The organism is Pedobacter sp. 05T44 (assembly GCF_056395985.1).
This window is the reverse complement of record NZ_JBFTKO010000007.1, coordinates 66,920-92,533: the sequence shown is the minus strand read 5'-3', so window position 1 is coordinate 92,533 and position 25,614 is coordinate 66,920. Positions and strand designations below refer to the sequence as shown.

21 protein-coding genes are annotated in these 25,614 nt (G+C 39.0%); 9 read left to right on the top strand and 12 right to left on the bottom strand.

What is annotated here, in order from left to right; genetic code table 11:
- Positions 1-40 precede the first annotated feature (40 nt).
- The gene (locus tag AC1DDK_RS13135) at positions 41-1,549 is read right to left on the bottom strand and encodes a RagB/SusD family nutrient uptake outer membrane protein (protein ID WP_337716432.1); all 1,509 of its coding nucleotides are present in this window, start codon (positions 1,547-1,549) and stop codon (positions 41-43) included.
- Positions 1,550-1,566: 17 nt separating this feature from the next.
- Positions 1,567-4,629, bottom strand: a complete 3,063-nt coding sequence (locus AC1DDK_RS13130; protein WP_337716434.1) for a SusC/RagA family TonB-linked outer membrane protein — start codon at positions 4,627-4,629, stop codon at positions 1,567-1,569.
- 566 nt (positions 4,630-5,195) lie between these two features.
- Here AC1DDK_RS13130 and mgtE point away from each other — a divergent pair.
- Positions 5,196-6,569, top strand: a complete 1,374-nt coding sequence (mgtE, locus tag AC1DDK_RS13125; protein WP_172659536.1) for a magnesium transporter — start codon at positions 5,196-5,198, stop codon at positions 6,567-6,569.
- A 182-nt stretch (positions 6,570-6,751) separates the two neighbouring features.
- On the opposite strand, the gene ychF is transcribed toward mgtE, so the two are convergent.
- Positions 6,752-7,846, bottom strand: a complete 1,095-nt coding sequence (gene ychF, locus AC1DDK_RS13120) for a redox-regulated ATPase YchF (RefSeq protein WP_172659537.1) — start codon at positions 7,844-7,846, stop codon at positions 6,752-6,754.
- 101 nt (positions 7,847-7,947) lie between these two features.
- Between ychF and AC1DDK_RS13115 the strand changes: the two genes are divergently transcribed.
- A complete protein-coding gene (locus tag AC1DDK_RS13115; protein WP_172659538.1) occupies positions 7,948-8,460 on the top strand; it encodes a DUF5362 family protein in 513 nt (170 codons plus the stop codon).
- Positions 8,461-8,475: 15 nt separating this feature from the next.
- On the opposite strand, the gene AC1DDK_RS13110 is transcribed toward AC1DDK_RS13115, so the two are convergent.
- A complete protein-coding gene (locus AC1DDK_RS13110) occupies positions 8,476-9,186 on the bottom strand; it encodes an SRPBCC family protein (protein ID WP_172659539.1) in 711 nt (236 codons plus the stop codon).
- Positions 9,187-9,343: 157 nt separating this feature from the next.
- Between AC1DDK_RS13110 and AC1DDK_RS13105 the strand changes: the two genes are divergently transcribed.
- On the top strand, positions 9,344-10,783 hold the full coding sequence (locus AC1DDK_RS13105) for an alpha-L-fucosidase (RefSeq protein WP_337716436.1): 1,440 nt from the start codon (positions 9,344-9,346) through the stop codon (positions 10,781-10,783).
- Between the two features lie 3 nt (positions 10,784-10,786).
- Here AC1DDK_RS13105 and AC1DDK_RS13100 read toward each other — a convergent pair whose 3' ends face one another.
- From AC1DDK_RS13100 to AC1DDK_RS13080, 5 genes are all read right to left on the bottom strand, one after another.
- Entirely contained in the window at positions 10,787-13,924 is a 3,138-nt protein-coding gene (locus AC1DDK_RS13100; RefSeq protein ID WP_172659541.1) for an efflux RND transporter permease subunit, read from the bottom strand.
- Positions 13,925-13,941: 17 nt separating this feature from the next.
- On the bottom strand, positions 13,942-15,042 hold the full coding sequence (locus tag AC1DDK_RS13095; protein WP_337716438.1) for an efflux RND transporter periplasmic adaptor subunit: 1,101 nt from the start codon (positions 15,040-15,042) through the stop codon (positions 13,942-13,944).
- 7 nt (positions 15,043-15,049) lie between these two features.
- On the bottom strand, positions 15,050-16,333 hold the full coding sequence (locus AC1DDK_RS13090) for a TolC family protein (protein ID WP_337716440.1): 1,284 nt from the start codon (positions 16,331-16,333) through the stop codon (positions 15,050-15,052).
- Between the two features lie 74 nt (positions 16,334-16,407).
- Positions 16,408-17,769: a sensor histidine kinase gene (locus AC1DDK_RS13085; protein WP_288881046.1), complete on the bottom strand. Its 1,362-nt coding sequence runs from the start codon at positions 17,767-17,769 to the stop codon at positions 16,408-16,410.
- Positions 17,766-18,446: a response regulator transcription factor gene (locus AC1DDK_RS13080; RefSeq protein WP_337716442.1), complete on the bottom strand. Its 681-nt coding sequence runs from the start codon at positions 18,444-18,446 to the stop codon at positions 17,766-17,768. Before AC1DDK_RS13080 ends, AC1DDK_RS13085 begins: the two co-directional genes overlap by 4 nt.
- Before the next feature lie 370 nt (positions 18,447-18,816).
- On the opposite strand from AC1DDK_RS13080, the gene AC1DDK_RS13075 reads away from it, so the two are divergent.
- The 4 genes from AC1DDK_RS13075 to AC1DDK_RS13060 all read left to right on the top strand — a co-directional run bounded on the left by AC1DDK_RS13075 (position 18,817) and on the right by AC1DDK_RS13060 (position 20,954).
- On the top strand, positions 18,817-19,263 hold the full coding sequence (locus AC1DDK_RS13075) for a KTSC domain-containing protein (RefSeq protein ID WP_172659546.1): 447 nt from the start codon (positions 18,817-18,819) through the stop codon (positions 19,261-19,263).
- A gap of 113 nt (positions 19,264-19,376) precedes the next feature.
- A complete protein-coding gene (locus AC1DDK_RS13070) occupies positions 19,377-19,802 on the top strand; it encodes a hypothetical protein (RefSeq protein WP_172659547.1) in 426 nt (141 codons plus the stop codon).
- Positions 19,803-19,834: 32 nt separating this feature from the next.
- Positions 19,835-20,422, top strand: a complete 588-nt coding sequence (locus tag AC1DDK_RS13065) for a DUF3267 domain-containing protein (protein WP_172659548.1) — start codon at positions 19,835-19,837, stop codon at positions 20,420-20,422.
- 49 nt (positions 20,423-20,471) lie between these two features.
- Positions 20,472-20,954 (top strand): hypothetical protein, encoded by a 483-nt coding sequence (locus AC1DDK_RS13060; protein WP_337716443.1) that lies wholly within the window; start codon positions 20,472-20,474, stop codon positions 20,952-20,954.
- Positions 20,955-21,023: 69 nt separating this feature from the next.
- Here the strand turns inward: AC1DDK_RS13060 and AC1DDK_RS13055 are convergent, their stop codons facing one another.
- Positions 21,024-21,740: a 3-keto-disaccharide hydrolase gene (locus AC1DDK_RS13055; RefSeq protein WP_048906990.1), complete on the bottom strand. Its 717-nt coding sequence runs from the start codon at positions 21,738-21,740 to the stop codon at positions 21,024-21,026.
- A 171-nt stretch (positions 21,741-21,911) separates the two neighbouring features.
- On the opposite strand from AC1DDK_RS13055, the gene AC1DDK_RS13050 reads away from it, so the two are divergent.
- Positions 21,912-22,823 carry a hypothetical protein gene (locus AC1DDK_RS13050; protein ID WP_337716445.1) on the top strand — a complete coding sequence of 304 codons (912 nt, stop codon included), beginning with the start codon at positions 21,912-21,914 and terminating at the stop codon, positions 22,821-22,823.
- Positions 22,824-22,840: 17 nt separating this feature from the next.
- Here the strand turns inward: AC1DDK_RS13050 and AC1DDK_RS13045 are convergent, their stop codons facing one another.
- A complete protein-coding gene (locus AC1DDK_RS13045) occupies positions 22,841-23,878 on the bottom strand; it encodes a serine hydrolase domain-containing protein (protein WP_337716446.1) in 1,038 nt (345 codons plus the stop codon).
- A 175-nt stretch (positions 23,879-24,053) separates the two neighbouring features.
- On the opposite strand from AC1DDK_RS13045, the gene rpiA reads away from it, so the two are divergent.
- Positions 24,054-24,755, top strand: a complete 702-nt coding sequence (rpiA, locus tag AC1DDK_RS13040) for a ribose 5-phosphate isomerase A (protein WP_288881037.1) — start codon at positions 24,054-24,056, stop codon at positions 24,753-24,755.
- Here rpiA and AC1DDK_RS13035 read toward each other — a convergent pair.
- Complete coding sequence (locus AC1DDK_RS13035; protein WP_172659552.1) at positions 24,727-25,614, bottom strand: cation diffusion facilitator family transporter; 888 nt, start codon at positions 25,612-25,614, stop codon at positions 24,727-24,729. The two genes, rpiA and AC1DDK_RS13035, sit on opposite strands and share 29 nt — an antisense overlap.

Here is a 25,614-nt window from a genome sequence, read left to right as displayed (position 1 = left end):
TAGCCCTGACTTTTAACACCAGGACTAATTTTAACAAGGCTTAGTATCCGGGATTCTGTGTGTAATTTGGATTTGCCAATTGATTTGATGGTATTGGGAAAACCAGATACTTAGGATCGTCAGTTGGTTTTTCCTGCCATGGGGTAAGGTATTTTCCAAAACGGATAAGGTCTTGTCTTCTTACCCCTTCCCAGAAAAACTCGCGCCCTCTTTCATCTAACAACTGGTCAAGTGTTACGGCAGTCCATACGGTTGCCTTCCTCACTAATCTTACCTGATTAACTAATGCTAAAGCAAGCGCAGGCTGTTGAGTTCTTAATAACGCTTCGGCCTTCATCAGTAAAACATCTGAATAGCGATAATACACCCAATCATTTTCAGGTATTCCTGTAGCTGAATTGGTATAGTCGATAGGATACTTGATTACGCGTATGCCCGCAACTTCTAATCTGTCTTTATCCCTTTCAATGATATTAACCTCAGGTGTGAATATCAAATTATTGCCTCTTCTATCCTTTATGGCAACTCCGTTCTGGTTAACTTGCTGCCCAACAAGGAAGCCAACTCTTACTCCGGATACGTTTGTAACACCCGGGTAGGCTGCACCTCTTCTGGAATCTACACTTTCAAACTTGTTGTAGAAGTCGGATAAGGTACAAAAGCCATTATTACCACTTGGATTTTGGTTGTAGTGTAAAGGAGCAACCCACATTGCATTCAGTCCGCCAGCATCTGATCCACCAACATTGCGTCCGGCAAAAACATTCTCCTTTGAGGCATCATTTGAAGGTGCAAAATTGTCGAAGTAATTTGCAGCCAATACATATTTGTTGGTGCCAATAATTTCATCAGCAAGACTGATAACTTTGGTCATATCTGCTGCATCAAAGGTTGGCGCTGCACGGTTTAAGAATGCTCCTTTGTTCAAATAACATTTCATGAGCAGCATACGAGCGGCATTTTTGTTGGCACTTGTTGTAGGACCATCTGGTAAATTAGGAATAATTGCCGTAATCTCCGTAATCAGGTAATTGATCTCATCGGCAGCATTTCTTACTCTCGAAGGTTGTGTAACATCCTCGCCCGGTTCTCTATAAGGTACCTGACCCCAGCCATCCAGAACAGCAAATTCTGAAAATGCACGAATGAATCTGGCTTCTGCGGCCTGTTGTGGACTAGGATTGAATTGAAGTACGCTGGTGGCAACATAACTTGCACTACCCAGGTCCCTGAATACACTATGAATACGGGTATGATCTGGTGCCCATTTGTGCAGATGGAGCGCTCTCCATGCACCATTGTCGTCCCAGTCTCCACCGCGGGTTGGAACAATGGCCTCATCAGTAGGGAATTCCTGCAATGCCCACCATCCATAAGGTCCCTGGAAAGGAGCCCTCATTGCATTATAGCTTGCATTTAGTACAGCTGCAACATTGCCGGAGCTTACACCACTGTCATTGATCTCGCCATTAAGTGTTTCATCAAGTTTTGTACAGCCCGCAATTGATAAAGCAGTAATTATTAAGGCTGTTATATATCTATTTTTCATGTCTGAGAATATTTAAATTAAAGAGAAAAATTAACCCCGAAATTGAACGTTCTTGCGGATGGGTAAGGCACATATTCTATACCTGCCGATGGAACGCCATTGATGCTCTTGTCAACATTTACCTCCGGATCAAAGCCTGAATAATTTGTAAGCACAAATAAATTTTGTCCGTTAACGTATATGTTTAATCCTTTAATTGCTTTTCCTATATTTCCAATGTTATAGCTTATTGTGGCATTCGCCAGTTTTAGGTAATCGCCTTTTTCTATATAGCGTGAAGAAGCAGAAATTGGATTAGCCAGTGATTCCTGTATGCCGGAATTTAACAGTGCCGATGCAACATTTCGGGTGCCTAAATTGGTAATTGGCAATACAGAGTTGGCGGTGTTGTTATACACATCTTGCCCTAAAGAACCATTAAAGTTAAGACCTAATGATAATTTTTTATACCTGAAATCTGTACTGATACCCAGGATTACACTTGGATTTGGGTTACCAACGTAATAATATGTAAAACCATCATCGGTGTATTTCGAAAATCCATTCTCATCAAGGCCCTCATAGCGGCGGGTAACCATAGCAAAAAGCGGCACGCCATTCTGGATCACTTCTAATGTTACATCGCTTAATCCCTGTCCGTTTAAAGAACCGGTATTAATAATTCCTGTAACATCCTGTACTTTGTTTTTTATAAACGTAGCATTACCACCTAACGACCAGCTGATGTTTTCTTTATCAATGATACTTCCATTTAATGTTAACTCAATACCATTGTTTTTGATTTTACCGGGAAGATTTACCCAGGTAACTGATGCTCCTGCAGCAGAAGGATAGAATGGTATTTGTGGAAACAACAGATCAGTAGTGGTTTTTCTAAAATAATCTACCGACCCTGTTAATCTGCTTTTAAAAAGACCAAAGTCTATTCCAATATTGGTCTGCTCATCTGCCTGCCATTTTAATTTATCATTTTTATTGTTTATCCCCGTTAAAGTTTGGCCTCCCTGGTCGTAACCAAAAGCATAACGCTGTTGTGCCGATCCGGATGGGAATTCCTGATTCCCTGTTTTGCCATAGCCAGCCCTGATTTTAAGCTGATCCAGCCATTCTGTTTCTGAAAGGAATGCTTCGTTTTTAATATTCCATGCAGCAGAGAAAGATGGGAAATAACCATACTTATTATCGGCACCGAACTTGGTAGAACCATCTGCTCTGAAAGTTGCCGTTAACAGATATTTATCTGCATAGTTAAAGATGGCTCTTGCAAAGTAAGACTGAAGTTGTGTTTTAGGGTCGTAGTATGAGCTCATCTTACGATTGGCCGGTGCAGTTGCCTGTAGTGCATCTGTATAATCCACAGGAATGTTTCCAAAACCTGTTGCATTCATGTTTGAACCCTTATTGATGTAGTTGGTATATTCATAACCAACAAGGGCATTCAGGTTTAAACGCGAGGCAATCTCTTTATTAAAAGTTAAGGTATTGGTAAATTGCTGTGTTATTAATTCAGTGCTCGAATAACTTGCGTAACCTCCCAAAAAGTTCTGATCTGGTTTTTCCTGTACGCCCTCCAGGTTAATAAAGCTACGGGTAGATGATCTTCTTACCCCCGTGCTATAGTTTATGCTGGCCAACATTCGGAATTCAAGCCATGGAGCAATTTTGTAATATGGTGAAATACTACCCAGGATGGTTGATACTTTTGATTTATCGTTATACGCTTCAGACATGGCTAAAGGGTTAACAATTCTACCATTCTCAATAAACAATGATCCGTCGGCATTTCTTAATGGTTGCGTTGGATTCCATGAAAGGGCCTGACTGATCAAACTACCTGTAAAACCTGCGTCTGTTGTGATAGGCGCAATGGTTTCATTGAACTGGCTACTCAAGAGGTTTACATCAAGCCCAAGGTTTTTGCTTTCCAGAAACTTGAAGTTTCCATTAAATGACCCGGTGTATTTTTTTAAACCTGTTTTTCTGATAATACCCTGCTGATCCTGATAGCCTAGTGATGCCCGATAGGTGTTCCCATCGCCGCCTCCACTAAAACCAATAGAATAGTTTTGGTTGTATGCAGTGCGCGTAATGGCGTCCATAGCATCTACATTGCTTCCAAAATCACCACTTGTAAGTCCATATTTATTCAATGCCGAACGATAGCCATCGCCGTCTAATACATCAATCTGGCGCATGATATTGGAAACACCAGTGGAAGCATTAACATCTAACTTTACACCACCGCTGGCGCCTCGCTTTGTTGTAATTAAAACTACACCATAGGCAGCCCTTGATCCGTAAATGGCTGTTGCGGATGCATCTTTAAGAATTTCCATAGAGGCGATGTCATTCGGGTTAATAAAGTTTAAAGGGTTTCCACCTGGTGCAGCACCAATACCTCCTCCCGGAGAGCTTTTAACCCCTCCAACGGTGCTTGGACTGGCCGATGGTCTGGCTGAACGACCATCAAGAGCAATTCCATCAACTACATATAAGGGTTGTCCGGAACCAGTCATGGCTGTGTTACCTCTTATCCTTACTGTTGTAGAACCTCCGGGTTGGCCACTGTTATTGATCATTTGTACCCCGGCAACCTTACCCTGAATGAGTTGGTCAGGTGCAATGAGCGGGCCTTTATTGAAATCTTTTTCGGCTAAAGTGGCTACTGCTCCGGTAAGGTCTTTCTTTTTCACCGATCCGTAGCCTATTACCTGAACCTCACTTAAATTATTTGCAGATTGTAATACAGGGTTTATTACATTTTTACCTGCAATTTCGACAGTTAAACTTTCCATGCCGACATAACTGAAGATCAACCGTTTTGCAGTCTGCGGGACTTGGATGGAGTATTTTCCATTGCCATCAGTAAGTGCTTTAACGTTTGTGCCTTCAACACTGACTGTAACACCAATTAAGGTGTTGTTGTCTTTATCTGATACTGTACCTGTAACTACTGACTGAGCTAAAGCTGCTGAACTGATCACTAATAGCACAAGTAGAACTACTGCTTTTTGCAGCATACGTACTCCGGGCCTGTTTTTTAAAACAATGCCGGTACTTTTTAATAAATAGTAATTCATCGTAAATTTTAGTTAGATTATTAGAATAAGAGTTGATTACAGTGATGATCAAAGTCTGCCCGACAAAAGCAAAGCGCATATAAATTCCCCGACGCGAATACGCCAAGAAAACAAGGGCCTGATTTTGCAGGATATACTACCTTAAGGTAATATCAATACAGAACTTAAGATTAGCCGGCTATTCTTTATTGGGCTTGTAAAGATGAATTAGCTGGACGTAAGAAGTAAGCTTAAATAAGCTTAGGTGGATAAAACGTAGGTTCATAAAGGTTAGGATTAGGATGATTAAATAGGGTTAGGGGGTGTTGGGGTTAACTATAGACGCTTTTTAGTCATATCTGTTCGTTAGTGTTAGGAATTGAGACAATATTTGGTGTATTAAATTTAGAAAAATTTTTGGGAACTCTGCTAACTAATAAACTGCAGGTTTATTAACGAAAAGGATAAGCTTTGGTAGTCCTCATTTTTATTCTAATAATTTTCTGATTATAAGTGCCTTTTTTAAAAATAAAAAGGCATTTTTGCACCCGTAAAATAGTGAAAATCATGTAAAGAATTTAGTGCATATGGAAGAGGTAGTTGTTGAAGAAATCGTAAAGCTTTTAGAGCTTCAAGACGATGCGCAATTAAAGGCTTATTTAGATGATCTGAATATTTCAGATGTAGAACATCTGATAGACGAACTCCCCCAGCATGCAGTAAAATTTATTGAAACTTTATCTGTTAAAAGGGCCGTAAATGTATTCCGTATTCTTGATTTTCCTACTCAGGAAAAGATCATTAAAAAGCTTCCAGGCAATAAGTTAGCTGAGTTAATCAATTTACTTCCACCCGATGACCGTACTTCACTTTTTAGTGAACTGAAAGGTGATGCTGTTAAAAAGTTGATTATTCTTTTACCTGCCAAAGATAGAGTAGAAGCACTTTCGCTGCTAGGCTACGAAGAGGATAGTGTGGGTAGGTTGATGACGCCAGACTATGTTGCAGTTAAAAAGGATTGGACGGTAACACGAGTGCTTTCGCACATCAGGCGTTATGGCAAAAACTCTGAGACCATTGATGTGATCTATGTGATCGATAAAGACGGTGTACTGTTAGACGACATTAGAATAAGGGAGATTTTACTTGCTGATCCGGAAGCCAAAATCGGTGATCTTACAGATCAGCGCTTAATTGCTTTAAAAGCAAGCGACCATCAGGAAGAAGCCATTAATATATTTAGAATGAACAACAGGGTAGCATTACCGGTTGTGGATGAGAATAATGTATTGCTGGGGATAGTTACCGTAGATGATATTCTATGGATTGCAAACGAAGAATATACCGAAGATATACATAAAATTGGGGGTACCCAGGCTTTAGATGAACCTTATTTGGATATGCCCATACTTGGTTTGTTTAAAAGAAGAATAGGCTGGCTTGTTGTACTTTTTCTTGGAGAAATGCTTACTGCAACTGCGATGGCACATTTTGAAGCTGATATTGCCAAGGCGGTTATATTGGCCATGTTTGTTCCGCTAATTATTTCAAGTGGAGGAAACAGTGGCTCGCAGGCATCTACTTTGATTATTCAGGCCATGGCACTTGGCGAGATTACTATTGGTGATTGGTGGAGGGTAATGCGCCGGGAGATTATCTCTGGTTTGATGCTGGGGATTGTATTGGGTACAATAGGGTTCTTAAGAATCTTTGCCTGGACTTTCTTTACCGATATGTATGGCCCACATTGGATGCTTATAGGTTTAACAGTTGGAGTAGCCTTGGTAGGGGTAGTATTATGGGGCTCGCTTTCAGGATCAATGCTTCCTTTGTTACTTAAGAAACTTGGGGCTGACCCTGCTACGTCATCTGCTCCGTTTGTAGCCACCCTGGTGGATGTAACGGGCCTGATCATCTATTTCTCTGTAGCAGTGTTGTTTCTTACGGGAGTGCTGTTATAAAGGACAAAATAGGCCGTTCTATTCAAAGACGGGCATCTGTTGCCCGCTGCGCTGAATGGTCAACAGCGCCTAGGTCTTTTCTTAGAAGACCGATTTTTTGGAGGCATAATGCATAATTTAGAAATAAAAAAAGAGGATGATCATTTGTGATCATCCTCTTTTGATTTTTAAAAGTCAAAAATCTAAACGTTAAAACGGAAGTGCATAATATCTCCGTCTTCAACAACATAGGTTTTTCCTTCAACACCTAGTTTTCCGGCATCTTTACATGCATTCTCAGAACCCAGTGTTACGAAGTCGTTATATTTAATTACCTCAGCACGGATAAATCCTTTTTCAAAATCTGTATGAATTACACCGGCAGCCTGAGGCGCGGTGAAACCTTTTGTGATTGTCCAGGCTCTTACTTCCTGTACACCTGCCGTAAAGTAAGTATATAGGTCTAGTAACCTGTAGGCAGCGCGGATCAGTTTATTTACACCCGATTCAGTTAAGCCAAGATCGGCCAGGAATTCCTGGCGTTCTTCGTAACTTTCAAGCTCAGCAATTTCAGATTCAATTTTAGCAGAAATCACCAGAACCTCAGCATTTTCATCTTTTACTGCTTCTTTAACGCGCTCAACATAAGCATTGCCGGTTATAACGGAATTCTCATCAACATTACAAACGTACATTACCGGCTTTTGAGTAAGTAAGCCTAGATCCTGAATAAATTCAAAATCTTCAGCAGAAACTGCAGCAGAACGAACTGATTTTCCGCTCTCGATATGAGACTTTATTATGCTTAGGATATCGAAGGTTCTTTTTGCATCTTTATCGGTTTTAGCCATTTTTTCGACCTTCTGGATACGTTTGTCAACAGTATCCAAATCCTTAAGCTGTAATTCAGTATCAATAATTTCTTTATCGCGAATTGGGTCTACCGATCCGTCAACGTGAATCACATTTCCGTCGTCAAAGCAACGTAAAACGTGGATAATAGCGTTTGTTGCTCTAATATTACCCAGGAATTGGTTACCAAGACCTTCACCTTTTGAAGCCCCCTTTACCAAACCAGCGATATCTACAATCTCAATTGTATTTGGTACAATCCGGTTGGGATTTACGAGTTCTGCAAGCTTAGTTAACCTATCATCAGGAACTGTAATAACACCAATATTTGGTTCTATAGTACAGAAAGGAAAGTTAGCGGCTTGAGCTTTTGCGTTAGATAAACAGTTAAATAAAGTGGATTTTCCAACATTTGGTAAACCAACTATACCACATTGTAATGCCATGTATGTTTTTTTCTTGATTTGGCGCAAAGGTATCAATTTTTTAAAAATATTCTTTATGTTTAGGCAAGCTAAAAGCCTTATAAAAAAACAATACGATCAACATGGAACATTTTGAAGAAGAAAATCCTGAGGAAACAACACACAATGACCCTCAAGAGGGAGAGGAAGTCTTGTTAACCGTTACAGAAGACATACGTAGTTACATATATGAAACCGCCAGGTGGACCAAATTCTTGTCAATAATAGGATTTGTAGTAACGGGATTCATGGTCTTGTTTTCATTTAGTGCTGAAGCATTGATAAGCGCAATGAATGGTAAGGTGGGTGCAGCAAACAATCCCTGGGCGGCACTTGGAGGAGGTTTCCTTACAGTAGTATTCCTATTGTCGGCTTTACTTTATTTTTACCCAAGCTTATTAATGTTTAAATATGCCAATTCGGCAAAACAGGCTGTATTATATGGCGATCAGCCCGCGCTAAGCGAGGCAATGAGTAAAATGAAATCGTTCTTTAAATTTTGGGGTATCATTACCATCACCATATTGGGCCTTTACATTATCTCTTTTCTTCTTGGAATTGTTGCTTACCTTGGTGCTGGTAGTGTTGCTCCTTAATAACTAAAGATACTTTTACAAGGTTCCGTTAGCATATATCGGAATCTTGTTTTCAATGGTATGTTTAAAGCTTCTGATCTCTTTTTTTAAAAGACTTTCAAAATACGGGTTTAACAGCCTGGCTAAACCAATGCCAACGCCTCCAATTGGAGGATGATAGGATAGAACCACTTTCAATATCGTTCCGGTTTTATCAGCTGTTTCGGTAAACTTAACCCGCCCTACATGACTTATTAAAGAACTTGGAGAAGATCTCCATCCAATTAAATGATTTGGTTCATCCTTTATAATTTCTGCATCCCAGTCTATCGAAAATAAATTTCCCATTACATTGCTTTTCCAATGAGAAAGGTTTTCATCAATTACCTCTACGTTTAGTAAATGTTTAATGCTACCCGGAAGGTTATTTAAATCGCGCCAGTAGGCATATACCTCGCTGGCAGGTCTGTCAATTTCAAATTCACCCCTAATATTTATCGCTCTCGGTTTATTGCCATCTATTCCAAGTTTCTCATATACAAAACATTTGCCGGTAAAGCCCCTGTATGCCAGGTAAGCACCATATAAAAATTGCGCTTTAAGCGGTCTCCTAATCCCTCTGGTCATTAAAATACCACTTAGCAATACAGAAACCATACGTTCTGTAAGACCTATGTTCTCATAATGATGCTTCTCGATAGAGAATTTTCCCGACCGGAGCTTTAAATTACTTTCATGTGTTTTCATTTGATGGCTTATTTTTATTGGCAACGATAAACCAATAACACTTTGGTTAATAGATAAGTTTTAAGATTTGCCAAAATCATTTATTTTAATGACAATAGCGTAGAATTTTTAGCAATGCATAAATTGCAATTTTAAAGTTCGTAACTAACCATACACAATGAAACTAATAAAGACCTATTCAGCAGCAGCATTGTGCTCATTATTGTTTACTGCAAACAGTTATGCGCAATCATCTGTAGCAGCACCTAAACCTTATGGTGCCGTTCCAAACAAAAATCAATATGCCTGGCAACAAATGGAGTATTATATGTTTATCCATTTTGGACCAAACACATTTACAGACAAAGAGTGGGGGCATGGCGACGAAGATCCAAAGTTGTTTAATCCTAAGAAACTTGATGCCCGACAATGGGCTCGCACTGCAAAAAATGCTGGTATGAAGGCAATTATTATTACTGCCAAACACCATGATGGTTTTTGCCTGTGGCCAAGTAAATTCAGTACACACACTGTTAGAGAAAGCGCCTGGAAAGACGGTAAAGGAGATGTGCTAAAGGAATTATCTGCAGCTTGTAAGGAATATGGCTTAAAATTCGGAGTTTATTTGTCCCCTTGGGATCGTAATCATCCTGAATATGGCACCCCTAAGTATAATGACGTATTTGCCAACACCCTTAATGAGGTATTAAGCAATTACGGAAGTGTTTTTGAACAATGGTTTGACGGTGCAAATGGCGGTGATAAAAAGCAGGCATACGACTGGCCTAAGTTTTATAATGTAGTTCGCAAAAACCAACCTCAGGCAGTAATATTTAGTGATATCGGTCCTGATATTCGTTGGATGGGAAATGAAAGAGGTGTTGCGGGCGAAACCAACTGGTCGACCTTAAATACCGATGGATTTGGAGTAGGAGCAGAGGCTCCTGAAAGTAAAGTACTTAGCACAGGTGATGAGAATGGTAAATACTGGATTCCTGCAGAGGTTGATGTTTCTATCAGACCAGGATGGTTTTATAGCGCCAATACCGATAATCAGGTTAAAACACTTGATCAGCTGGAATCTATCTACAATACTTCCGTCGGCCGCAATAGTAACCTGTTGTTAAATGTTCCGGTAAATCGTGATGGTTTAATTCATCCAACAGATTCTACCAGATTAATGGAATTCAAAAAATACCTGGATGCTGCTTATAAAACTGATCTGGCAAAAGGCAGAAAAGTAACAGTAAGCAACATCAGAGGAAAGGATAAGAAATTCAATGGACAAAATTTAACCGACGGAAACAACGAGACTTACTGGACAACAGATGATCAGGTAAAAAGCGCAGTGATTACCATAGATCTGGGTAAAGAAACCGAGCTTAACCGTATTGTACTTCAGGAATTTATTAAACTAGGACAAAGAGTGAAATCGTTCTCGGTAGAATATCTGGAAGGATCTGAATTTAAGACTTTAGATACACAGACTACCATAGGTCGCAAAAGAATCCTGGTGTTCCCCACTGTAAAAACGAGTAAGATTAGGGTAAATATTCTGGATGCAAATGCCTGCCCGATACTTTCAAGCGTACAACTTTACAAAGCACCGGACTTATAGGCATTAGTTCTGCGGAACAGATGATATATGTAAATGTTTAACCTTTTTCTGGTATGCCCAGTAGACAACTATTGGGTATACAAAAAGGTTAAATAATGTATTGGTTATCAATCCACCTATAACTACAATAGCTAAAGGTTTTGATGCTTCTGAACCTATTCCGGTTGATAGTGCAGCCGGCATCAAACCAATTGCAGCCATCAACGCAGTCATAATTACCGGACGCATTCTGGTGGCAACGCCATTTTTCAGTGCGTCAGCAAAAGTCCATTCCGGACGATGTTTTAATTCTACCATATTGCTTTTAAATCGTGTAATCAGAATTACCCCATTTTGCACGCATATACCAAACAGTGCAATAAACCCAATGCCGGCCGAAATATTGAAGTTAACTCCCGTTGCGAGCAACGCAAGTATGCCCCCAATCATTGCAAATGGTACATTGTTTAACACCAGTAATGAATCTTTAATGTTTCCGAACAATACAAACAGGATAAAAAATATGAGCAATAAGCTGATCGGCACAGCTTCAGATAAACGACTGGTTGCCCTTTGTTGGTTCTCAAAATCACCTGCCCATTCCAGTTTGTATTCTTTAGGAAGTTTAATTTGAGCTTTTACTTTAGCCTGTGCTTCGGCAATTACACTTCCCATATCACGCCCTCTTATTGAGAATTTAATGGCCCCATAGCGTTCATGCTTATCGCGGTAAATAATGCTTGGGCCGGTAATTTTACGAATAGTAGAAATTTCACTTAATGGAACTTTGGCACCAGAAATAGTAGGGATACGTAGCGCACCAATTGAAGCTTCATCTTTTCTAAAGTCTTCAGGATATCTGATTCGGAGATCAAATTTACGCTCTCCTTCATAAATCTGTGTAGCGGCTTTACCACCAATAGCCATCTCTATTATGGAGTTTGCATCCTCTGTTCTCACTCCGTATAGCGCCATTTTACTTTGATCGAGGTTGATCTGCAATTCAGGCTGTCCAAGATTTCTAAGAATCCCTAAATCCTCAATCCCATTAACTGTTTTTAGAATGTTATATATGTCTTGCTCATGCTTTTCGATAAAGGAATAATCGTTGCCAAACATTTTAACCACAATAGATCCTTTTACACCTGATACCGCTTCCTCCACGTTATCCGAAATTGGCTGAGAGAAGTTTAAACTAATACCGGGATAACCTTTAAGCTTTTCCTGCATACGCTCTACCAGTTCCTCTTTGGTTTGCTTACGTTTCCATTCTGCTTTGGGATAAATATCAACCAGGAATTCCATATTGTAAAATCCTGTTGCATCTGTGCCGTCGTTTGGTCGGCCGGTTTGCGATATTACCTGTTTCACCTCCTCAAAGCTTAAAAAGATCTTACGCATCTCGTTCGAAAGCTTTTTAGTTTCATTGAGTGAAACACTTAGCGGAGCACTGGCCCTTACATATATGGATCCTTCATCCAGTGTAGGTAAAAACTCTGTTCCCAGAAATTTAAAGCTAAATAAGCCAACAACCAGTATAACCATGGCTGTACCGAAGACGAGTTTTCTAGCTTTAAAGCATGCCGTGTAAACCCGCATCACAACTTTTGTAAGGAACTCTAAAAAGATGTTGTGCTTTTCTTTAACATTCTTTCTAAGCAATACACTTGCCATTGCTGGTACCAATGTAAAGGTTAGCAACAGGGCACCTAACAATGCAAAACTTAGGGTCCATGCCAATGGCGAGAACATTTTACCTTCTACTTTTTCAAAAGTAAAGATTGGCATTAAGCCGGTAATGATAATCAGTTTGGCAAAGAAAATGCCCTTGCCATTTTCCAGACAGGCCCTTTTAATGATGCCTAGTTTACTCATCCGGTTAAATTTCTCGGCGCCGTTTTTATGAGAGTTGTAATCGAGGGCGACAAAAATTCCCTCTACCATTACTACTGCACCGTCTATAATGATCCCGAAATCTATGGCGCCCATAGAGAGCAGGTTGGCCGACATACCCTTTAGTTTTAAACAAATAAAAGCAAAAAGGAGTGCCAGGGGTATAATAAGAGAAACGATCAGTGTGGTTCTCCAATCAGCCATAAACAGGAACACAATCAGGGTAACAAAAATGATCCCTTCCAGCATGTTGTGCATTACTGTATGCGTGGCAAAATTTACCAGATTCTCACGGTCATAGAAAGGACTGATCTTTACGTCGCCCGGCAAAATGTTTTCATTTACATCCTTAATCTTTTCTTTAAGGTTGTGGATCACTTCGCTTGGGTTTTCGCCCTTACGCATCACTACAATACCTTCAACTACATCAGGGTCATGGTCTCTGCCAACCTGCCCTAAGCGTGGCAGAGCAGATTCCGTTACCTCGGCTATGGTTTTAACATACACCGGTGTGCCGTTAAAGTTGTCAATAATGATGTTCTTGATCTCATCAATATTATTTAGCACACCAATTCCGCGTACCACATAAGCTTGTCCACTTTGCTCAATCACATCGCCACCCACATTAATGTTGCTTTTAGAAACAGCTTCAAAAAGTTCTGTAGCAGTTACTCCGTATTGTAATGATTTTTGAGGATCAACTGTGATTTGGTATGTTTTAACTTCTCCGCCAAAGCTTACCACATCGGCGATGCCTGGTACTGATAGCAGCTCCCGTTCAACCACCCAATCCTGCAAAGTTTTTAGCTCTCTGACGGATTTCTTATCGCTTTTAAGCGTATACCGGAAAATCTCGCCGGTAGGGCCATATGGTGGTTGGACTTCCGGCTTTGCACCCGAAGGCAGGTCGGCCTCATCAAGGTGGTTGTTTACCTGAACCCTTGCAAATTGATAATCTACATCGTCCTCAAATGTGATTTTAACTACCGATAGCCCAAATAAAGACGAAGAACGGATACTTGTTCTTTTCTCGGTTGGGTTCATGGCAATTTCTAGTGGCCGGGTAACAAACTTTTCAACCTCTTCGGCACTGCGGCCAGGCCACTGTGTAATGATGGTTATATTAGTATTGGTTACATCCGGAAAAGCTTCAATAGTGGTATGCTTGAAACTAAGATACCCTGCCAGCACTAAAATAAAGGTGGCAAAAAATACAAAGTATTTATTTTTAAGGGAAAAATTTATGATCGACTTAATGAATTGATTCATTACTATAAGTTAAGTGGTTATTGAGGTCTCAAACTGTCGTACAGGAAAAGTTGTTTAGAAGCAACAACTCTATCGCCTGCATTAAGACCCTTGTTGATATAGGCCTTGTTTTCGAATTTTCTGCCTATTTCTACTTCCTGTATACGTACTTTTTTTACCGGATCAAGCACCAGCACGTAATATTTATTATTGTCAAAAATGAGGCAATCTGTACTTACCACTGGCAAGGTTGCACCATTCCGGGTGGCAATTTGTACAGTTGCCATCATTCCCGGCTTTAATAAATAACCCGGATTATCTATCACCACCCTGGCATTCATTACTTTACTGTCATTGTCGAGCATGTTGTAGATTTTACTGATTTTGCCTTTAAATGGTTTATCTGGATAGGATAGAATTGAAAGATTAACCTCGTCGCCCTCTTTAATTTTGGAAATGTCTGATTCGTAAATATTGATCAATGCCCATACATTAGAAAGATCAGCTATTGTAAATAAGTTCTCATTGTTATCTGGTCTTACCTGCATATTGCTGGTTATATTTTTATCGATTATGAAACCAGATATTGGTGCTTTTATAACATAGGTACCATTCTTATTACCCCCATTTAAAGACAGAATAGACCTGCTTCTTTTATCTTCTGCTTCCTTAACCATAAGGTCGTTTTTTGCCTGTTCAAGATCTCGTTCAGAAGCTAATCCGCTTTTAAACATATCCTCTGTAAGTTTTACACTGCGTTGCGCATTTCTTAATTCTGCAGAAGAGCTGATGGCTTCTTTATCAAAACCAGCCATTTCTGCACTGGTCATAGTGGCCAGTAGCTGGCCTTTGGTTACCCGGTCTCCTCGTTTTGCCGGTACGTTTTTAACAAGCCCGCTTACCATTGGGTAAACCTTTGACATGTTCTCCTCGTTGGCCGTGATCTTTGCTGAAAAATTAAGGTCTGTCTGATTATTTGCGCCCTGTACGGTGTCTATTTCCAGCCTTTTCAGCAAAGAGTCTGTAATTACAAATTTTTCCTCCTTTGGAGCTTCTTTGGGCTGTTCTGAACAGCCTTGTAGAAATATTACAGCAGAGAGGGCAGTAAGTGTGCTGATGGTTTTAATGATTTTTTGCATGTGTGCGTTATTTAAAAATAGTTGAGCCGGTAACGAAATTGATTTCTTCCTTAGCGTTCATGCGCTCGTATTTTAATGTGTTCATTTGTAATGTGCTGGCTTTGTAGGAGTCGTAGAAATCCAAAAATTCAATCAGACTGATGTTCCTGTTTTTGAAATTTTTTATCACTTCAACAATCAGTTTGTCAAAATCAGCATTGAAATTACTGTCGAGCCCACGATACAGTTTTTCGGTTCTTAAAGCAGATGTATAACTATTGTATACCTCATTTTCGAGAATTGCTTCCTGCTGACTGAGCTTCGAGTTGCCTGCATCAATTGCAATTTTGGCCTTTTTTATTTCGCCCTGATTCCTGTAAAACAATGGTATTGGAAGTTTTATCCCTAGTCCGGTATAATTATCAGGATAAGAGCCCTTGAGGTCGTAAATAAGTGAGAGTTCAACATCAGGAACGGCATTGGCTTTTTGTAACCTCAGGTTGTTTTCGGCATAGGTGATTTCAGTTTTTGCCAGCTGAAGATCAGCGCGATTGCTCCTTGCGGTATCCAGTAAATTAGTATAGGTCTTTTTATCAGGTTGGTAGTTCTGTTCTTCCTCTGAAGGAACCACAAGAACAAGATTTGCATCAGGCCTGATGTTTGTCATCAGTTTAAGCTGAGTTTGCAAATCCTCAATATCATTAAGTAAACTGCTATATTCTCCTTGCAGACTGTATAACAATGATTTGATCCTGATGATATCCTTCATGGCCACATTTCCCATCTTTAACTGTTGCTCATTGGCATTCAATAAAAGTTCAAGGGAATTGATCTGCTCCTGGTAGACTTTGGCAGATTGCTGATCGTAATACATCTTATAAAAAGTGGAGCTGAGTGTATATCGCAAAGTGCGCATCAGATCAAAATATTCGTACTCGGCCAGTTTAACCCTGGTAGTAGCCAGTTTAATATTCTTGTTGCGTTTACCGGCAAGCTTAATCATTTGTGATAAAGAGCCCTGATATTGTCCGGTAGCTTTGCTGGTTTCAAGAAATCTCTTTGTTTCTTTATTGTACAAAAGATTTTCGTAGCTGATTTCAGGATTGTCAAATAAGCGGGCGGTTATCACATCGGCCTTTGCCTGATCTGTTTGGTATTGCTGAGCGATTAGCTGGTAGTTGTTCTTTACAAAAAGACTTTCGGCATCCCGTAGGCTTAGCTTAATCGAATCTGTTACCTGTGCTGAAGCTGTTGTTGCAAAGAAAACGAGCAGTATGCAGCCAAAAAAGGTATGGAATCTTAAAGGTATCATAACCATTTGTGTAATGTTTGGTCAAACCTACCCTGAGAGAATTAAAGCGAAATTAAAGCGAAATTAAAATGAGATTAAAATAGCGGGAAGTGCACATGGAAGGTGGTGCCCTGGTGCTTTTGTGACTTTACACTGATGTTCCCCTGATAGAGCATAATGATTTTATGTGCCATATATAGGCCCATACCACTTCCTGAATGTTCAGCTTTAGATGATGAGCTGTAAAAAGGTTTGAAGATGTTATCCAGATCAGCAGGCGCTATTCCAACACCAGTATCGATAATGAAAATATGGATACCATCGTCTTTAACATCAAGCACGCATTTAACAGGTTGATGGTCTGAAAATTTAAATGCATTAGAAATGAGGTTGTCAATTGCAATTTGCAATAGGGTGGGGTTGCAGGTAATGCTTAGCTGATCTTCGTCCATAGGGAGATCTTTTACCTCAACCAAAAGGCTATTCATACCTGTTTTTTGATTCCATTCCTGTTGCAAACTCCATATCATTTCATCGATACGTACTTTTTCGAGATTGGTTGAGCCATATTCCAGATCGGCCTGGGCAAGCTTAAGTAAACTGCTGATGATGTTTTCCAGTTTTTCTGAATCCTCCAGTACTGATGCTAAGGCTTTTTGGTATTCTTCTTTACTCCGATCCTGGGAAAGAGCAATTTCAGTACCTATGATCATTCTTGTTATTGGAGTCCTGAGCTCGTGCGAAGCATTGGCTACAAATGTTTTTTGCAAAATGAAGGATTGCTCCAGATGCTCCATCAGGTTGTTGAAATTTTGAGCAAGTAGATGAATCTCGTCTTTATTGGGTCCTTCTTTTACCCTGAAATGAAGGTTGTTTGACTTAATCAGTTTAACCTGATCTATAAAAAGATCCAGAGGCAGGAGTATTTTTTTTGCAATCCATCGGGCAGAAAGCAGTAGCCCTACAAAGATAACAAGGAAAATAGCTGCCATTATTTTCAACAGTTTTTCTGCTCTGACAATGGTGCTTTGGTCGATGGCAGAGGCCAGGATTACAAAATCACCCTGATTGTCTTTGTAATAAATGCCTACTACTTGTCTATTGCCATCCTTAAACCGGGCTTTTTTATATCGCCTTACCCTTTCGATGGTTTGAATGTTCCAGTATTGCTGATCATCACCAATAAAAGTTGCGTCGTTTTTGCTGTTATAAATACGGATCACCTCTCCATTTAGCTTTTCGAGGTATTGTTCCCGTACGCGGGTTAGTGAATCGCTTGATATTTCATCGGCTTCCAGGTAAAGCTTGGCTGTAACCATGGTGCGGTCTGTAAGTCGGTCAAAAAAATCACTCTGCATAAACTTTATGAAGGTAAAGTATATGGTAAAGAGCACGCAAAGCAATACTAATGTACTGATCAGTGTAAAGTATAATGCGAGCCGATCTTTTATTTTCATGCCTCTTTGAGGATATAGCCCATCCCAATTTTTGTATGTATCAACCGTTTATCAAAGCCCTTTTCAATTTTTTTTCTGAGGAAATTGATGTAAACATCAATTACGTTGGTGCCGGTATCAAAACTAATATCCCAGGCATTTTCTGCAATGTATTGTCTGGATAGTAATCTGTTCGGGTTTTTTAAAAACAGCTCGAGCAGTATGTATTCTTTGGCAGTAAGTTCAATTGCTATGCCGGCTCTTTCAACAGACTTACTATAGGTATCCATAGTGATGTCTGCAAAATTAAGAATGTTATGTGGGGCAAAATTTTTGTTGTTTCTTCTTAAAAGTGCTTCCAGGCGAGCAAGTAATTCTCTGAAATGAAATGGTTTAAGTAAGTAGTCGTCGGCACCGGAACTTAGGCCGGTTACTTTATCTTCAATAGAGCCAAGTGCGGTTAGCATAAGGATAGGAAGATCTTTGTTTTTTGCTCTCAATTGTCGGCATACCTCAATGCCGTTTAAGCCGGGCATCATGATGTCGAGTATTACGAGATCATACTCATGATCTTTAAATTCTGCCAAGGCCAAACTGCCGTCATGTATGGGGGTAACATGATATTGATGTTCCTCTAGCCCGCTTTTTATCAAGGCAGCTATTTTTTCATCATCTTCTGCTAATCCAATTTTGAACATATCGCAAATATATAGTATCTGTGGGAAAAGTTTTATAGGGGGGCAGCGTCTAATTGGTAAGCAATAGGGTAAGTGTTGACAATAGTTTTTTAGGAGGTGACGACTGGTTTACTATCAACCCTCAAAATATTGAAATTACCTTTAATGTTTTACTTTTGATATTTTTTATTAATTAATTAGATATTTTTGTTATTTTAAGTTTCCTTGTTGTGTTTGATAGTAACAATATCAAATAATGAATTACGACGGATAAACTTGTGGGAATTCCCGATGAGATGGTATCACATTTTGTGATACCATCGAAAAAGAACTAATTAATTGAATCATAATATGATTACCCGAAAAATCTGCGTACCTTCGCGCAAATTTTATGAAGAAGATCGTTGATTACAGGAAGTTATTGGGTGTACAGAAGGATGCCGAATTAAAAGAATTAAAAACCATTTATAGGGGTTTAATGAAAGATTGGCACCCTGACAAGTTTCAGGATAGCGAAGAAGCTAAAATAGAAGCAGAAACCAAAAGCAAAGAAATTATTGAAGCTTATCATTTTCTGGTTAGTATTGCTCCGGAAACATTGGCCCTTTCATTGGATGAGTATACTCAGACTACTGCTACTTGTGGTATTGCTGATTATAGCTGGGCAGGTTTAATACTAACTGTTCATTTCCTTGATGGTAGTGCTTATGAATATTTTGGCGTACCTAAAGCCGTTTATGTAAAATTAGTGAACGCTGATTCTCCAGGTAGATTTGCCCGCAGACATATCTTTGGATCTTTCCCTTACAGAAACATCGTGAAACTGGAAACAGCTTAGGCTAAAACTTATATCGAATTTAAAGAGAGATCGCTAACCTGAGCATATAAGTGCTAATGGTGTAGCGATTTTTGCTTTTTAAACGTTTTATATATAAAACTTAAAGCATGGATATGAAAGTGCATTTTCTGGCTATAATTACTTTTATTACGGTAGGCTTTTATGCCTGCGAAAAGCAAAAGTCTGATCCAAATATTGAGCAAAAGCTAATTGGGAAATGGAATCTTAAACTTTCAAGTGGCGGTTTTGCCGGTCAAACTAAACCCGTTGAAGACGGTAAAAGCTCAGTTTTAGTATTTAAATCTAAAGATACTTATCAGCGGATTGACAATGGAAAGCTGGTTAAAGAAGGAAAATACATGCTTTCAAAAGCAAAAAGCATTTATTCCGGACAACTTGAAACAGCAATATCATTTAACGAAGTTGACACCATTTCTAAAGAGCAAAGGAAATATATATTGGGCTTAAGAAATGATTCTTTACTGATCAGCGATAATTATTATGATGGTTATAGTATGCTTTATCTAAGGGTAAAATAATTCAATTTACTTTTATATCTTAGTTCCATACTATGGAACAATTCAATATACCCGGCTATAAAATGGAAGAAATGACTATTGATGCCGCAAAAGCGCAGATTACTTCAATTGTCTATTTTATCCCTTTTGTTATTTTATTTTGCCCACTTTACTATTTTTTGTGGGGTGACGGAACACTTGACCTATTCAAAAATTTATTTCCAAAGGAGATGAATGGTTTGCTGACAAGCGCAATCATGATTTTGGTAATACTTATAGGAATTGTGCTCCATGAATTAATTCATGGAATAACATGGTGCCTGTTTGCAAAGGAAAGATTTAAGTCGATTAAGTTCGGTGTAATCTGGAAAGCGGTTACGCCATATTGCCACTGTAAAGAGCCTTTAAAAATAAAACACTATATATTGGGTGCTATTATGCCTGCTATACTGTTAGGAATACTCCCTGTAATTTTAGCTTTAATTACCGGAAATATTCAGCTTTTTGCATTTGGTATGTTCTTTACCATGGCTGCCGGAGGCGATTTTATGATGATAAATATGATTAGAAAGTTGGATATGGAAACATTAGTACAAGATCATCCTTCTAAAATCGGATGTATTGTTTATAAAACCATATAGCATCAAATTTTGTATAGTATTTAGTAAACCCTCAATTTAAATTATGGTCATGAAAAAATCAGCACTTTATTTAGCACTTATAGCTTTGCCTTTGGCATTTAGCTGCAATCAGGGAGGAGATAAAAGCTCGGAACTGAAAGATAGTACAATGATTGATACCGCAGATGCTCCAGTCAGTAATGAGTGTTTTATTGCTGTTGATGGTGTAGATACTGCACATTTAAATGTAATAACTTCTAAGTTGGGAAAAGTTACCGGTGGTTTGATTATAAAATATCATGAAAAAGCAACTAATGACGGTTTAATTGACGGAAAGTTTAGAGGGGATACCTTATTTGTTGATTATACCTTTAAAATAGGCGAAAATAAAACCATTTATAAAAACCCACTTGCACTTTTGAAAAAAGATGGCAAGCTGGTGCTGGGTGTTGGTCAGATTGAAACATCTTTAGGAAGATCATATTTTGTAAAAGGGAAACCGATTAACTTTGAAAGAGGCAGGTTTACTTTTGCGCCTACAGAATGTAAGTAGGATATAAATGAAAGCGCCCGAATCATGATCATGATTCGGGCGCTTTCGTTAAATTGCTCTTATATTGAATTATAAAGTACGGATTTTGATGTTTCTCCACTGGCTAGAGCCTGGGTGTTCTTGTAAAGCGATTTTACCTTTTGCAACTTTAGCAAAGTCTGCGAAGTCTTTGTTCTTAAACTTGCTGTTAGCAATCATAGCTTTCCACTCTTCGCTTCCTATCTGACCTTCAAATGTTTTAATACCATTTAACCAGAAAGTAAGGTGTCCTTTGTCCTGAATCAGTCTAACTTTATTCCATTCGCCAACTGGTACTGGTTTAGAAACAGTTGAATCGCCAGACATGTCATACAGACAACCTGCAAGGTGATTTTGTTTTTTGTTATCGCTTGCATCGATGTTATCTAATACCTGCATTTCAGGGCCGGTAAGATAAGTAGCTCCGTATTTAGGGTCCTCCTGGATATCAAATATAATTCCGCTGTTTCCGCCTTTAGAGATTTTCCATTCAAGGTTCAACTCATAGTTTTCGTATATCCCATCAGTAACAAGATCGCCTCCACCGGTAGGTTGGGTAGGATCAAAAACGATTGCCCCATCTTTTACCTGCCATTTTGCGCCCACTTCTTTTTTAAGATAAGTATGCCAGCCTTTTGTAGTTGTACCGTCAAATAATAATTTCCAGCCTGCTTTTTTTTCTTCTTTTGAGAGCGTATTAGGTGTTTGAGCCATTGCACTGGTAAAGAAGAGTGCAGAGGCTGCTAAAACGATTAATTTTCTTTTCATGAGTTTTTCTTTTGAGTACGCTAATATAAGAATTAGCTTAAATAATCGAGTCTGTACTTTAAATTTATCAAAGTCTTTACATTTTGTGATGAATGCCGTTGCATAATTAAAAACACTGGACGAGCTAATCTGTTATAGTTGTTGTAACGTATATGTTTCAATAATTACCCCATGAAACTAGTCTGTCTGATCGTAGTTTTTTATTTAACAGGTATTGAAACTGTAACTCCGCAAACCATAAATTCAGCGACAAGGGATTCGTTGATTACACGCAGATATTTGCGTAATAGGGAATATAGCGATATTTATAAGGAAAATGGTGATTTGTCATACATCTCGCCAAGAGGCGAACTTGCCGGACCGGTAAAGTATATTATTAATGGCAGGGTTACCAAAACGTATATGATACTTGCAATACCTGAATCGCCTGTGGCTTTTGCTATGGTGCCCGATTTTACGGTTAAGGTAATTGACGAAAAATCTTCGGGTGTAAGAACTCCGAGTTTAAAACTGGGAGGAACTTTATATTTCAGGCTTAGTAAATCTATCAGCAATTATAAATATGCAACGTTAAAATTCACTCATCATTCAAATGGACAAGATGGAGAGGCTTTAAATAGCAACGGTACAATAAATACCCATGATGGTAATTTTAGTACCAATTATCTTACTGTTGGATATAATTCAGGAAGAAAAACCAGCGCGTTTAATGCTGTTTCCTATTCATTAAATCATTATGGCGGTTTTGAGTGGCATAAATGGTTTCATTATGAAAAGGCCCTTAAAAATGATTATGGTTTTACCAGAGTTATCTATGATTTTTCGCTTCGCAGATATGTTAGACAGAAAGAGAACTGGCGTGCTGACGTTGGATTGAATTATGCGGTAAATGCAATGCAGAATTATAATGCTTTTTCAATAAAGAAACGGCTTAACGTTGAAACTTCATTTAATTACAGCTTTCCTTTTATGAATAATGTGTTTTTAATGGCTGCTATGGGGTATTATGGTGAGGATCCGTATAACATCTATTACCGAAATAAGTATAGTTATTTCCGTTTAGGCGTATCTTCTGGGTTGTAAGTGCCGCGCTGTTTGTCTTATTTTATGAAGTTATTGTAAAGGCAATTGATGCTTTCTATTAATATGCTATTGAAACCATTGGTATAAGAAGTATTGGAGCCATTTGTGATGACCACGATCCCAAATTTTTCTTTTGGTTGGAAAAACATTGCGCTATAAAGGCCATAAGCAGAACCGGTATGTCCGGTCATGTGTTTTCCGGAAATCAGGTTGTCTACATTAGTCATTGCCAGCCCATAGCCTTCTTCCTCAGAAATTTTTGTTTGCATTACTTTAGCGCTCTTTTTAGAAATGATTTTTACGCCCTTGTAATTGCCCTGATTCATGTGCATGGTCATGTATTTTGCAAGGTCTGTGGCCGATATTTTCATTCCTCCGGTAGGAGAGAATGCGGGAGTGCTGTATCCCATAACATAGTTTTTTATCTCCTCTCTGCGCGGGGCATAAGCCGAAGAGTCTGAGGCAAAAGTTTTTGAAATGGAATCATATTCATATAGGGTTGTAAACAAACTGTTGTCTAGTGAGTCTACACAATAGCCCCCATAAAGTTTTAAAGGATCTAGTATATGATGTTTTACATATTGGTCAAATCGTTCTCCAGAAAGCTTTTCTATTACCGCACCTACCATATTGAAATTTAGGTTGCAGTATTTATATCCTTTTCCGGGTTCGTAATCATTGTAGCATTTTGCCCAGTTAGAACCTTTTTCTGGGTTAATAACATCAAGATTAAAATAGCCCTGGCTATCGTTTATACTAGAGGTATGGGAGAGCACCATTTTTAGGGTAATAACGGTTTCAGGATATTTCGGGTTCCTTACCTTAAAACCCACCAGTTTGCTGAAATCATCATTTAAAGATAGCTTTCCGGCTTCTGCAAGCTGCATAATAGAGGTGGCCGAGAAGGATTTTGAAATTGATGCTATTCTGAAGATATCTTTATCGGTAAGTGGTGTGCTGGTTTCAGTGTTTTTAAGGCCAAATGAGTGGGTATAAATGATATCGCCGTTTTTTACCACAGCAACAGAGAGCCCTATGGCTTCTTGTTTTTTCATGATGTCTTTTAGTTCAGCCTCTGCTTTGGCAGCTTGGCCAAAGCTGTGGAGACACGCACAAATGATTAAAATTGCTGTAAGAAAATGTTTTAGATAGGTTGGTTTTCTCATAGTCTGGGAGTCAATTTTTGAAAACAAGGTAAAGATAATTCTGATTAATTTCTAAATTGCCGGCATGATCGATTATAAGATAGAAGCAGCAAAGGCGGCCCTGCCTTTTATTAAAATAGGCCAGATTGTAGGTTTGGGTGCAGGAACAACGGTATCTCACCTGGTGGATATGGTGAAACAGGATGAGGATTTGGTTGCGGGTGTTACTTTTACTTCGTCGTCTTTTAAAACCACTGCTTATTTGCAGCAATGCGGATTAAAGGTGCAATCACCGGCGTTACTTAAAAAAATAGATGTTTATTTTGATAGCTGTGATCAGTTTGATGAAGGATTGAATGCTTTAAAAAGTGGAGGTGGTATCCATACTACTGAAAAAATATTGGCATCTATGGCTGTGGATTTCATATTGATAGGAGATGAGGGGAAATTTGTAGCGAAGCTGGATGCTACTTATCCTTTGGTGCTGGAGATATTACCTCAGGCTTTGCAAATGGTACTGGGAAGATTGTCGTTTGAGTTTCCAGGAGCAGCCATAAAGCTACGTATGAGTACTCAAAAGGACGGCGCTGTTATTTCAGATAATGGAAATTTGCTGGCTGATGTTCACTTTGCAGAATTGCCGGAATTAGAAAAACTTAACGTTCAGATTAAAATGATTCCTGGTGTTGTGGAGCATTCTTTGTTTTACGGAATAGCTACAAAAGCAATAATAGCAGGGAAAAATGGGATTAAGGTAATTACGCCGAGTGTGGCTCAACGTGTATAATTACATCTTTAATACTTAAATCTGAGGCCAGAAGCTCATCTTTAACCTGATGGGCTACCTGGTGGGCAGTAAATACATCAATGGTTCCATCTACTTCTATGTGCATATCTACATAGTACTGTAGGCCCATTTTTCTTACATAGCATTTCTCTACTTCTTTTACTTCGATGTGCTGAGCAGCTATCTCGGTAATTTCTGCTATAAATTCTGGTGATGGGGCGGCATCCATAATTTCTGAAAATGCCGGACGGATAATCTTTATTGCATTATAAATGATGAATACGCAAGCCATTAATGCTGCCCAGTCGTCTGCCCCTTCATACCCTTTACCTAATACAAGAGCAATTACAATTCCGATAAATGCTGCAATAGAGGTGATTGCATCACTCCGGTGATGATAAGCATCTGCTTTTACGGCCTGACTGTTCAATCGTTTTCCGATTTTAAGTACATAGCGGAATAAAAGTTCTTTAGAGAGGATTACTACCAGCAATACAATTAAGGTATAGCTTTTAGGTAATCCGTGAGGTGTTCTGATATAATATATAGAATGATATCCAATCCAACCTGCGGCTGCAATCAAAAAAAGGCCTATTAATAAGGCAGCGATGGGTTCGGCTTTACCATGTCCGTATGGGTGTCCCTGATCGGCAGGGCGCTGAGCATATATAAGTGCCAGCCATAATAACCCTGAACTAACCACATCGGCACCAGATTCGGTAGCGTCTGCAATAAGTGCATAGGAATGGCCAAGATATCCTGAAAGACCCTTTATAAATATTAAAGCGATACTGATAATAATACCTAACTGAGTAGTTCGTATGGCTTCTTTAGATGAGTTTTTTGATGATAATTCCAT

Excerpts from the sequence above, each read along its gene's own strand:
- AC1DDK_RS13070 (WP_172659547.1), top strand. The coding sequence starts at position 19,377 with ATGAAAGTGCATTTTCTGGCTATAATTACTTTTATTACGGTAGGCTTT.
- AC1DDK_RS13035 (WP_172659552.1), bottom strand. The coding sequence starts at position 25,614 with ATGGAATTATCATCAAAAAACTCATCTAAAGAAGCCATACGAACTACT.
- AC1DDK_RS13090 (WP_337716440.1), bottom strand. The coding sequence starts at position 16,333 with ATGATACCTTTAAGATTCCATACCTTTTTTGGCTGCATACTGCTCGTT.
- AC1DDK_RS13135 (WP_337716432.1), bottom strand. The coding sequence starts at position 1,549 with ATGAAAAATAGATATATAACAGCCTTAATAATTACTGCTTTATCAATT.
- AC1DDK_RS13065 (WP_172659548.1), top strand. The coding sequence starts at position 19,835 with ATGGAACAATTCAATATACCCGGCTATAAAATGGAAGAAATGACTATT.
- AC1DDK_RS13060 (WP_337716443.1), top strand. The coding sequence starts at position 20,472 with ATGAAAAAATCAGCACTTTATTTAGCACTTATAGCTTTGCCTTTGGCA.
- mgtE (WP_172659536.1), top strand. The coding sequence starts at position 5,196 with ATGGAAGAGGTAGTTGTTGAAGAAATCGTAAAGCTTTTAGAGCTTCAA.
- AC1DDK_RS13115 (WP_172659538.1), top strand. The coding sequence starts at position 7,948 with ATGGAACATTTTGAAGAAGAAAATCCTGAGGAAACAACACACAATGAC.
- AC1DDK_RS13050 (WP_337716445.1), top strand. The coding sequence starts at position 21,912 with ATGAAACTAGTCTGTCTGATCGTAGTTTTTTATTTAACAGGTATTGAA.
- AC1DDK_RS13085 (WP_288881046.1), bottom strand. The coding sequence starts at position 17,769 with ATGAAAATAAAAGATCGGCTCGCATTATACTTTACACTGATCAGTACA.
- AC1DDK_RS13045 (WP_337716446.1), bottom strand. The coding sequence starts at position 23,878 with ATGAAAAAACAAGAAGCCATAGGGCTCTCTGTTGCTGTGGTAAAAAAC.
- rpiA (WP_288881037.1), top strand. The coding sequence starts at position 24,054 with ATGATCGATTATAAGATAGAAGCAGCAAAGGCGGCCCTGCCTTTTATT.
- AC1DDK_RS13075 (WP_172659546.1), top strand. The coding sequence starts at position 18,817 with ATGAAGAAGATCGTTGATTACAGGAAGTTATTGGGTGTACAGAAGGAT.
- AC1DDK_RS13055 (WP_048906990.1), bottom strand. The coding sequence starts at position 21,740 with ATGAAAAGAAAATTAATCGTTTTAGCAGCCTCTGCACTCTTCTTTACC.
- ychF (WP_172659537.1), bottom strand. The coding sequence starts at position 7,846 with ATGGCATTACAATGTGGTATAGTTGGTTTACCAAATGTTGGAAAATCC.
- AC1DDK_RS13100 (WP_172659541.1), bottom strand. The coding sequence starts at position 13,924 with ATGAATCAATTCATTAAGTCGATCATAAATTTTTCCCTTAAAAATAAA.
- AC1DDK_RS13110 (WP_172659539.1), bottom strand. The coding sequence starts at position 9,186 with ATGAAAACACATGAAAGTAATTTAAAGCTCCGGTCGGGAAAATTCTCT.
- AC1DDK_RS13130 (WP_337716434.1), bottom strand. The coding sequence starts at position 4,629 with ATGAATTACTATTTATTAAAAAGTACCGGCATTGTTTTAAAAAACAGG.
- AC1DDK_RS13095 (WP_337716438.1), bottom strand. The coding sequence starts at position 15,042 with ATGCAAAAAATCATTAAAACCATCAGCACACTTACTGCCCTCTCTGCT.
- AC1DDK_RS13080 (WP_337716442.1), bottom strand. The coding sequence starts at position 18,446 with ATGTTCAAAATTGGATTAGCAGAAGATGATGAAAAAATAGCTGCCTTG.
- AC1DDK_RS13105 (WP_337716436.1), top strand. The coding sequence starts at position 9,344 with ATGAAACTAATAAAGACCTATTCAGCAGCAGCATTGTGCTCATTATTG.